Below are 9,981 nucleotides of genomic sequence, written 5' to 3' on the forward strand. Positions count from 1 at the left end.
ACCAGTATATTTGGTGGTGTGATTCAACCCCGATAAAAAACGACGGGTATCCGGCACTCGAGTGGAGCCATCGGGCCGCCGGAGTCCTGGCGAATATCCCTGGATTCCGGTACGGTAGCCGGCCTGTCGTGCGGAACACCAGCGCCGGCCAGGTAACGATAGCTGTTTGATCGGAAATTTTCCCCAGGACTGCTGTATCCGGACGGTGACAAACCACAGGTGCATCTGCTCCAGTTACGAAAGATCGCGGCATGGCTCCGTCAAATGGAATCGCTTATCAGCGCGGACAGTATGTGTCGGTTTCAGATATTTCCATTCCGCTCGTCGATCCGGCCTTCACGAAGAGTGACGCAGTGTTCGATGTGGTCTCTGTTCGAGATCGTCGATTCTTCCGGCTTGATGACCATATTGCACGTTTCCTTGAGTCCAGCAGATACGTTCGAATGGTCCCCCCCTGCTCCGAAGACCGGATTAAACAGATTGCTGCGCAGTGCGTGGATCGGGCCGGTTTCACCGACGCCTGTGTCTACTTTCTGTGTCTGCGCGGTCGATTTCCTCCAGGAGCGGCCATCGCAGATCCTCGAACCTGTGAGCAGGAATTCATCGCCTATTCAATTCCCTGGTACACCACTGTGCCGGCAGAGTGTGCGCAGACCGGTGCGCACCTGTTTATTGCTCAAACACGTCGTGCCCCCAGCGCCGCTATCAATCAGCGATGCAAGAACTTTAACCGCATGGACCTGACTCGTGCTCAGTTCGAAGCCCTGGATGCAGGCGCCCATCAGCCGGTTCTGCTTTCGGTCGATGGCTTTCTGACCGAAGGTCCGGGGTTCAACTGCTGGCTCGTTCGCGACGGGAAACTGTTCACTCCTCGCGATGACATACTGGAGGGGATTACGCGCCGCACTGTGTTCGACCTCTGCAGGATGGCAGAACTTGACGCAGAGGCAGCCCCGTTGCTGCCGGAAGATCTTTTAAACGCTGATGAAGCGTTTCTTTCTTCTACAGCGGGCGGAATCTTTCCCGTCACACAAGTCAATGGTCAACCCGTTGGTGACGGTATTCCTGGACAGATTACCTGCCGGCTCCGGGACTTCTACTGGGACAAACGTGCCGAAGGCTGGCACGGTACGTCGGTGGCTGATCTGACTGCTGCTCCGGAGCCAACACCAGGTTGACCCGTACGTGCGGGGTTGTCGTTGCGGTTGTCAATGACACATGACCTGCAGAAAACTCGTTGTGATTTGGCGACCGGGCAACATTGAATGCCGAGATCATGCCAACTCGTTCCACTGGAAGATCACACCCAGCATGTTTTTCTCGCGACGACATGCCATTTCATAGGCCTCCGCCATTTTACTGTAGTGGAACCGATGGGTGATCAGCCGCTTGGGTTCCAGGTTTCCGTTGGCCATCAGGTCGAGTACGTATTCACATTCCCGCCAGCGATCAAAAGCAGCGGATTGATGCGGATACAAATGACCGGTCTGACCGGAGACAGCAATCAGTGATATGCCTTTCCGGTAGAACCATTTCATGTCGAGCGGATTGAAATCCAGTGGTGGTTCTCCCCGGCCCGGCAGAGCCACAATCGAGACTCGTCCGTTTGGCCGGACAATTTCGACAGATGTCCGATAAGCAGGCCAGGGATTTGCTGTTTGAATCACCAGGTCCACACCCGCGCCACGCGTCATTTTACCGAGCTTTCCCCGCAGGTCAGGATCATCTGACAGACAGGACAAATGCGCCCCCATTTGATCAGCCATTTCCAGCCGCACCGGACTGTTGCCAATTGCGATGATTCTTGCTCCCATCAACCGCCCCAGAGCGACAGCTCCCAGGCCGAGAACACCCAGCCCGACGATTGCCACGTACTCACCGGGCTGAAAAAAAGCCTTGCGAAAACACAGGGAACTCAATGCATACAGCCAGGCATAGACCGCATCTTCGTCGTGAACACTGTCGGGCACTTTGACCAGATAACCCGATTCGTTTGCAACGTACTCAGACTGATGTGGCATGATGCCAACGATTCGATCACCAGTTTGAAAACGCGTCACATCGCTCCCGACGGCACGCACGATTCCAAGGTTACTGTCGCCGACCCAGCGCGGATAGTCGGGGGCTCCCGGGACATGTTCCGCTCCCTCGTAGTTGCCCCGGTCGGTTCCAATCTTGAGGGCTGATATGCTTGTTTCGACGTGTATTTCATCAGCACGCAGGTTGTCTGCAGCGACGGTCTGCTCTTCGATCCGAAGATCTCGCGGTGCATGGAGGACGGCGATTTTCATGATGGTTCCTTCTCACAAGAATATTTGCTGCCGCCGCGTTTGCCCGTGGTTTGCAGGGCATCGGAGCGAATTCCGTTACTGATCCCGGCTGTACATTCATCTGTCTGCGTCCCACGAACCTGTGTGCGGACGCGCAGTCAGAAAATACTTCTACCGACGACTTTTCTGGCTGGCTTCACTCAAACATAATAGCGGAATTCACCCTGCTCGATCACTTCTGGTTTCCGGAACGGGGAAGGCAGGAATCGGATCATAAATCCTGACGTATCGGGAAGTGCTTTTGTCCTCCTGTGGTTTTGCTTAATTCCTGCGTAGAACAACAACCAACACATCCACAACGCGCAAATGTCAGGGTTCAGGATTTTGACATTCAGTCGCCAGCCTGGTTTGTCACGTCATCAAGCGAACAATCAACCTTATTCCGGGAACGTATTGGATGAAGACTGCTCTTGCTCCTCGGCCGACACTCATGTTCTTCTGTCTGTCAATTGTGCTGGCGACGGAGTCATCTGTGTACGCACAGCAGAAACCCAAATCTCTACCGGGTGTCGACTATCCCCGAGATAACGCTGCAGACGGTTACAAGGTCGATCTCAGGTGGCCACAGGAAAAGTCAAGCTATTCCTGGAAGGCAATGCCTGGGATTGCGATTGACGAAACGGGGCTTGTGTGGACGATCAATCGCGGCGAGATGCCGGTGCAGGTCTACACACAGGACGGCGTGCTGGTTCGGCAATGGGGCCGGGGTTATTTTAGCAGTCCCCATCAGATCCGATTCGGTCACCAGGGACATGTCTGGGTTGCTGATTCGAAGGCACACGCTGTTTACAAATTCACGCGTGACGGTGAAAAACTGGTGACAATCGGTATTCCGGGTGAACCGGGTGATGACAACCGTCATTTGAAGATGCCCACCGACATGGTGGAATTTCCCTCAGGCGAGGTCTTCATTTCCGACGGCTACCGGAACAATCGCATTGTTGTTAGCAACGCGCAGGGCACGATTACCCGCACTTGGGGCGAACTGGGGACCGGACCGGGAGAATTCAGTCTGCCTCATTCCATCGACAGAGACTCGAAAGGTCGACTGTACGTTGCGGACCGCAACAATTCCCGGATTCAGGTGTTCAGTGAGGACGGCACCTTTGTCGATCAATGGACGAATTTGTGTCAACCGTGGACCGTGCGTGTGACGTCTGAAGACGAAGTCTACATATGCGGGGCGTCACCGACACAATGGCGGGAAGAATACACACAGCTGGGCATTCCACCGAAAGACCAGATTGTGATGAAATTCGATACGACCGGGCGAGTGCTTGCCTGGTGGCGTTTTCCTCAGGGGCCCGATGAAGTCGATTCCGGTGTTAAGCCGGGGGAGTTGTCCTGGGTCCATGGTCTGGCGATAGATCTACACGGCAACCTTTATCTCGGCGACATCATGGGACAGCGGGCTCAACGTTTTCTGATTACGAATTGAATCCGGACTGGTTCAGTGCGGATGTGACTGGCTGCCGTTTCACGCGGGTTCGTGATCATCACGTCCGGGATTTATGCGGGCAGCATGACGTGTGATTCCCAAAGGAACGAGTGCGAACACAAATCTTAAAAATGTTATAGTGACCTACGATGAATTTCGTATTCCACAATGATGGGATGGCAAACACATGACAATTTCTCGACGAACATTTCTGCAGTCGTCGGCTGTGATTGCTCCGACTGTAATTTCCAGTTCCGCGATCGGTCATTCAAATCGTGCGTCGGCAGGGGATCGCATCAATGTCGCAATCATTGGCTGCGGGAAGATGGCCAATGCGTATCACATTCCTCAGCTGCTTGATCAGCCGGATGTGCAGGTTGTCGCCGTTTGTGAAGTTGATCAGACTCGGCGCGATCATGCCAAAGACCGCGTTGAGACGCACTACTCAACAGGAAAAACGGAGTATCAGGGATGCGGCACGTACGTCGATTTTCGGGATGTCATCTCACGCAGTGACATCGACGCTGTCTGTATTGCGTCACCGGATCACTGGCATGCAATTCCGATCATCGAAGCCTGTAAATCCGGCAAGGATGTCTATTGTGAGAAACCACTGACGCTTACGATCGAGGAAGCCGGAAGATGTGTGGATGCCGCTCGCTCTCATGAACGCATCGTGCAAACCGGCAGCCAGCAGCGATCCAATGTGTTCGGACCGTTTCGAGAGGCTGTGGAAATCATTCGTAGTGGCCGACTGGGAAAGATCCATCGTGTTACGGTGGGTGTCGGCGGTCCCAGCGTCCCGTGTGACCTGCCCGAGGAAGAGATCGAACCAAATCTGGACTGGGATATGTGGCTTGGTCAGGCGCCACTGCGAGCTTACAACTCGATTCTCAGTCCGCGTGGCAATCATAGTCATTTCCCTGCGTGGCGCAATTATCGAGAGTATTCCGGAGGTGGTCATACGGATATGGGAGCGCACCATTACGATATCGCGCAATGGGCACTGGACATGGACGAATCCGGTCCGATTGAAATCATTCCCCCCGAGGACTCGCAGGCCACAACCGGAGTCCGGTACATCTATGAAAACGGAGTCGAGATGGTGCATGGCGGGCCCAGTGGCTGTACGTTTCATGGTGAGAACGGCGTACTTTGGATCGATCGACGCAGACTGGAGAGTGATCCTGAAGAAATTGTTAAAACGCCTCTTGGTAAGGATGATGTGCATCTGTTTCGGTCACCGGGACATCACCGTAACTGGATCGACTGCATCAAAAGTCGTGAAGCACCTGTCGCGGAGGTGGAAAAAGGTGCTCGTACGGTCAGCATCATTCATCTTGGCAACCTCGCGTACTGGCATCACAAAACACTGAAATGGAATCCATCCAAGTGGAAATTTGAGGATTCGGCAGACAACCACCTGCTGGACCGTGAACGGCGAGACCCATGGCAGTTGCCGGCGGTGTAACGCCACTTTGATCAAAACGCAAAGTTGAATCGCGATGGAATATCAGTGAGCCGATGTGGTCAGTCAGCGTGTGACGCTGGTCGCATAAAACTGTTTGACCGTCGTTACTCGGTTCGGTGACTGTCAACACGTGAGATTGGTTCGGTCATGATATGGAGATCAGTCATCAGGGATTGATCGATCGTTTTCCGCAGTTCAGGATCATGTGTATGAATGCCACGACGAATTCGACGCTCGGTACATTTCTGCACGAGCCTGAACAGACGCAGAGAATTGAAACTCGCTACCGGCGAATTGTGACCTCCATTCCGGCGCCCGGGACACTGGATAAACTGGCTCTTTCCGCCGAGTTCTTTCCACGGGTGAATTGTTGTCAGCCGCCGGTCCTGTGGGATCGGGCTGATGGTTTTCAGGTATACGACTGTGAAGGTAACTGCTGGATTGACTTCAGTTCAGCTGCGGCGATGACGCTATCCGGTCACGGGCATCCGGCTGTTCGCGAGGCCGTGAAACTGCATGCAGAAAATGGATTACTGGCGCAATTCAACTATCCTTCCGAAGTTCGGGTCACGTTGGCCAAACGGCTGCTGGAACTCGCTCCGCCGCATTGCGACATGGTCTACTTCTGGACCTGTGGTTCCGAGACTAACGAAGCAGCACTACGTCTCGCTCGTGAACGGGGCATGCGAATGGACCCGGAAAAGTATCATATTCTTACCCATACAGGTGACTATCATGGCTGGACACTGGGAGCAACACAGGTGTCCGGTCGTAGTGCGGCAAAACCCTGGCTGACCAGTCCCGATCCTCACATTCATCATCTCCCGGCTGCAGGTGCGGAATCCGGAAATGCAGCACACGAGGTGACGGATTGGGCCGAGTATCTGGCGTGCGGACTTGCTGACCTGCGCCAGCGTGGTGTGCAGGCCGACAAGATTGCTGCGGTGTTCATTGAAACGATCCAGGGAGGACGAGCTGTGCCATGGCCCGTCGAATACGTTCGGGCACTTCGTCGCTGGGCTGATGAGCATGATGTTTTGCTGGTATTTGACGAGGTTCAGACAGGATTCGGCAGGACGGGGACCTGGTTTGGATTCGAGCATTACGGTGTTCGCGCGGACCTCATCTGCATCGGCAAGGGACTCACGTCGAGCCTGCCGCTGGCAGCACTTCTTGGACCGGCGGATGTGATCGATTTGCTTGAACCCGGGCAAATTGCCACCACGCACGCCGGTCATCCACTGTCGTGCGCGGCGGCTCTGGCGAATTTGGATGTTCTTGAGTCAGAAGGACTCATTCCGGAAGCGGCCCGCAAGGAAAAAATTGTCAGTCGTGAGCTGCAGATGCTGCAGGCTCGTTTTCCCGACGTTATTGAAGACACGGCGGGAATCGGGCTGCTGCACGTAATGCGAATCCGTAATCTCAAAACGGGACCACCGGACGTGGAACTCGCGCGACAAATTCGCTGGGAGTTGGTCAAACATGGTGTGATGTTGATGCAGACCGAGTTGCCGACGATCAAAATCTGTCCGCCTCTTGTTATTTCCGATGAGGCATTAATTGAGGGCATTTCAGCGATAGGAGATGCGATCGAAGTCGTTCTCCGGACCAGCTGATTCACTGCAGAAGCACGAACAGCTGAGAGTTCCGAATTTGCAGATGTATAACAAACGTTAACGAATGACCCGTACCACAATCGATTTCGAAAGAAGAAACCCTCATGTCTGACCGAGTCTCCACAGAATACCGTTACGAAAAACTAACATGGCCTGAAATTAATCAGGCCATCGAACAGAAACAGGTCTGCATTGTTCCCTGTGGTGCTGTTGAACAACATGGCGATCATTTGCCACTTGATGTTGACCTGGTTTGTCCAGGCGGTATTGCCCGGGGTGTTGGTGAAGCACTGACTGACCGGCTTCTGGTGCTGCCAACGATCTGTTACGGCTATACCGGACATGTGATGGACTTTCCGGGCACCATTAATACGCACTATGAAACTTTTATTCGACAGGTGCTCGATGTTACGAAGTCGCTGGCCTGGCACGGATTTAAGAAAATTATCCTTTTGAACGGTCACGGTTCGAACATGCCCAATCTGGACCTGGCAGCACGGCGGACGAATCTGGAAACAGACGCAGAATGTGTTCTCGTTGCGTGGTGGGACCTGCTCAGCGTCGATCCCGAGTTTCTGCCGGGCTGGCGGGAAAGTCAGTTTCCTGGCGGAATCTCTCATGCGTGCGAACTCGAAACCTCACTGTATCTGTATCTCGATGAAGACAACGTGCGGAAGGATCGTGTCCATGATCACATCAGTACGCTTAACGATGGCAACCCGTACATCTGGAACGATTTGTTGGGAAAAGGTCCAGCAGCATTGACTTCCTGGACGAGCACCTACACACCTCGGGGAGTGATCGGTCAGCCCGAATTCGCTACACGTGAGAAGGGAGAGCAGGTCTACAATGAAGCCGTCAAACAGCTTTCAGCCATCGTGGATTTCTTCCGTAACCGGCCACGTGATACCCGCGAGCGACACCAGACAAACAAACCGAGTATTCCGATTCCCTGGAACCAGCTGCACCGCGACGAACAGGACTGATGGATCGGCTGCAGTCAATCAACGACCACTGATGAACGCGAAAGCCTCTTCGCTGGTATGGGGGTTGGATTTACGGGCACGATGTTTCGTTGAATGGTAGCGCCGCATTACGTCGTGCGTTGTGCAAAGAAATCTTTGGAGTCTGTCGTGTTCACTGATGTGTGTAGTAACTTTAAGGGCCTGCTCTTCAGCCGGGATGTTTCCCGTCCGTATTCTTAAACCGGAACGAGTCCAGCTCGCGACACAGTTGAGGGTCAATTCCCGCAGCCACGGCATCGAATGCCTGATTGACCTGATTCGTATTTCGAGCTCCGATCAGGACGCTTGTAACCAGAGGCCGTGTCAGTGCCCACGCCAGTGCGATCTGGACCATCGTTCGGCCGGATTGTTCAGCCACTCGTTCCACACGTTCGAGTACTGCGAAACCGAGATCCGTAAAGTAGATTGGCTGATGACCGGGCTGGATATCGAATCGAGTTCCCTGTGGAACCGGATCACCACGACGGTATTTTCCGGCCAGGAATCCGGCAGCCAGCGGACTGTACGTGAGAACACCGAGTTCCTGATCGTCACACAGTGGCAGCAGTTCTGATTCAATTTCACGCTGCACCAGGTTGTACGGCGGCTGGACGGACTGAATCTGATGTAATCCGGATTCTTCACAATGCTGCAACGATTGAGCCAACTGGTCGGCTTCCCAGTTGCTGCAGCCGATACAGCGTATTTTTCCCGACTTGATCAGCGCATCCAGACCTTCAAGCATTTCTTCCAGCGGTGTCTCAACGTCCCAATGATGCAGCTGAAACAGATCGATGTGATCGACCTGCAGGCGGACAAGACTCTCTTCGGCGGACTTGATAATCGCCTGTTTTGTCAGGGTTCCGTTGACCTTCGTCGCCAAAATAATGTCATCACGGACACCGCGATCTGCAATCCACTGGCCGACAACACGTTCGGATTCTCCATCCGCATAGGCAGCGGCCGTGTCAAAAAGATTGATGCCTCGTTCCAGAGCATGGTCCAGTACCTGGACAGAGGTGGGTTTGTCGATCTCTCGTCCGAAGGTCACACAGCCCATGCCGATCGAACTGACCTTGAGAGTACTTTTCCCGAGATTCCGATATTCAAATGTTCCGGTGATTTGATTCATTCACACGTTCCGTCGACGTCCTCAAGATGTCACGCTTTCTCAGGCTGCCTCGTACAGCTTAACATGAGTAAAGATTTGATCTATGGGTCACCCGGTCTTATAGCCCTGCAAAGCCAATTCAATGACAGTGAAGATAACAGCAATCAGCGATGTGTATGCGGCGGAAGCGGTGATTCGTCAACACCTGAGTCCCGCTCCCTTAATCCGGTCGTGGCCTCTTGCGAAGGAACTCGGGTTGCCGAAAGGCCGCCGAGTGTGGCTCAAGGATTACGGCTGGACACCCGTGGGTTCCTTCAAATTGATGGGGGCGCTCAACTGGGTCGCCGGCAATATCACGGAAATCGGCGACCGAAAGATTGCTGCGGATTCCTCGGGGAATTTTGCGTCCGGTATTTCGTATGCCGGAAAGCAATATGGCAAGCCGGTCGTCGTGGTCATGCCTGACAACGCACCTCAGATTAAATGTGATCGCACGCGTTCCTTCGGGGCTGAAATTCGTACTTTTGATATGTCACAGGATCACATCACCGGCGACCGTATTCGAATGGCCAAAGAAATTGTGGAGAACGAAGGCGCCATCCGGGCATCTCCCTTTGACGACCCGTATGTGATTGCCGGGAACGGTGTTGGTGGCCTTGAAATTGTTCAGGAAATGAAACAGCAGAATCGGTTGTGCTCGCAGTTTGTGTGTGCTGTGAGCGGTGGCGGCCTGATGGCGGGACATGCGCTGTCGATCGCGGACGGATTTCCGAACGCAGACATCGTCGGTGTTGAACCGGCGGGTGCTGCGGACTTCCAGCAGTCTTTGAGAGAAGACCGGCGGGTCCGCATCGAAAAGCCGTCCAGCATCTGCGACGGACTGTTGTCCTACAGTGTCGGTGAACATAACTGGCCGATACTGCGTCAGTATGTGACAAATGCAGTTACGGTCACTGATCAGGAGATTCAGGGGGCAATGAAGTGGCTGTACGAAAATCACGGCCTGCGAAC

General features: G+C 53.9%; 8 protein-coding genes. 6 read left to right on the forward strand and 2 right to left on the reverse strand.

What is annotated here, in order from left to right; translation table 11 throughout:
• Positions 1-251: 251 nt before the first annotated feature.
• Positions 252-1,178 carry an aminotransferase class IV gene (locus MK110_18210; protein ID MCH2213240.1) on the forward strand — a complete coding sequence of 309 codons (927 nt, stop codon included), beginning with the start codon at positions 252-254 and terminating at the stop codon, positions 1,176-1,178.
• Between the two features lie 96 nt (positions 1,179-1,274).
• Here the strand turns inward: MK110_18210 and MK110_18215 are convergent, their stop codons facing one another.
• A complete protein-coding gene (locus tag MK110_18215) occupies positions 1,275-2,291 on the reverse strand; it encodes a zinc-binding dehydrogenase (protein ID MCH2213241.1) in 1,017 nt (338 codons plus the stop codon).
• A gap of 436 nt (positions 2,292-2,727) precedes the next feature.
• Between MK110_18215 and MK110_18220 the strand changes: the two genes are divergently transcribed.
• The 4 genes from MK110_18220 to MK110_18235 all read left to right on the forward strand — a co-directional run bounded on the left by MK110_18220 (position 2,728) and on the right by MK110_18235 (position 7,841).
• Complete coding sequence (locus MK110_18220; protein ID MCH2213242.1) at positions 2,728-3,768, forward strand: peptidyl-alpha-hydroxyglycine alpha-amidating lyase family protein; 1,041 nt, start codon at positions 2,728-2,730, stop codon at positions 3,766-3,768.
• Positions 3,769-3,955: 187 nt separating this feature from the next.
• Positions 3,956-5,239 carry a Gfo/Idh/MocA family oxidoreductase gene (locus MK110_18225; protein MCH2213243.1) on the forward strand — a complete coding sequence of 428 codons (1,284 nt, stop codon included), beginning with the start codon at positions 3,956-3,958 and terminating at the stop codon, positions 5,237-5,239.
• Positions 5,240-5,448: 209 nt separating this feature from the next.
• On the forward strand, positions 5,449-6,855 hold the full coding sequence (locus MK110_18230) for an aspartate aminotransferase family protein (protein MCH2213244.1): 1,407 nt from the start codon (positions 5,449-5,451) through the stop codon (positions 6,853-6,855).
• 104 nt (positions 6,856-6,959) lie between these two features.
• On the forward strand, positions 6,960-7,841 hold the full coding sequence (locus MK110_18235; GenBank protein ID MCH2213245.1) for a creatininase family protein: 882 nt from the start codon (positions 6,960-6,962) through the stop codon (positions 7,839-7,841).
• A 187-nt stretch (positions 7,842-8,028) separates the two neighbouring features.
• On the opposite strand, the gene MK110_18240 is transcribed toward MK110_18235, so the two are convergent.
• Positions 8,029-8,991, reverse strand: coding sequence for an aldo/keto reductase (locus tag MK110_18240; protein MCH2213246.1), 963 nt, complete (start codon positions 8,989-8,991; stop codon positions 8,029-8,031).
• A gap of 121 nt (positions 8,992-9,112) precedes the next feature.
• Between MK110_18240 and MK110_18245 the strand changes: the two genes are divergently transcribed.
• A partial coding sequence (locus tag MK110_18245; GenBank protein MCH2213247.1) for a threonine/serine dehydratase occupies positions 9,113-9,981 on the forward strand: 869 nt, incomplete at its 3' end.

Origin of the sequence: Fuerstiella sp. (genome assembly GCA_022447225.1) — a bacterium.
GTDB lineage: Bacteria > Planctomycetota > Planctomycetia > Planctomycetales > Planctomycetaceae > S139-18.

Coding starts and splice junctions, on each gene's coding strand:
- MK110_18210 (MCH2213240.1), top strand. CDS start 252: ATGGCTCCGTCAAATGGAATCGCTTATCAGCGCGGACAGTATGTGTCG.
- MK110_18215 (MCH2213241.1), bottom strand. CDS start 2,291: ATGAAAATCGCCGTCCTCCATGCACCGCGAGATCTTCGGATCGAAGAG.
- MK110_18220 (MCH2213242.1), top strand. CDS start 2,728: ATGAAGACTGCTCTTGCTCCTCGGCCGACACTCATGTTCTTCTGTCTG.
- MK110_18225 (MCH2213243.1), top strand. CDS start 3,956: ATGACAATTTCTCGACGAACATTTCTGCAGTCGTCGGCTGTGATTGCT.
- MK110_18230 (MCH2213244.1), top strand. CDS start 5,449: ATGAATGCCACGACGAATTCGACGCTCGGTACATTTCTGCACGAGCCT.
- MK110_18235 (MCH2213245.1), top strand. CDS start 6,960: ATGTCTGACCGAGTCTCCACAGAATACCGTTACGAAAAACTAACATGG.
- MK110_18240 (MCH2213246.1), bottom strand. CDS start 8,991: ATGAATCAAATCACCGGAACATTTGAATATCGGAATCTCGGGAAAAGT.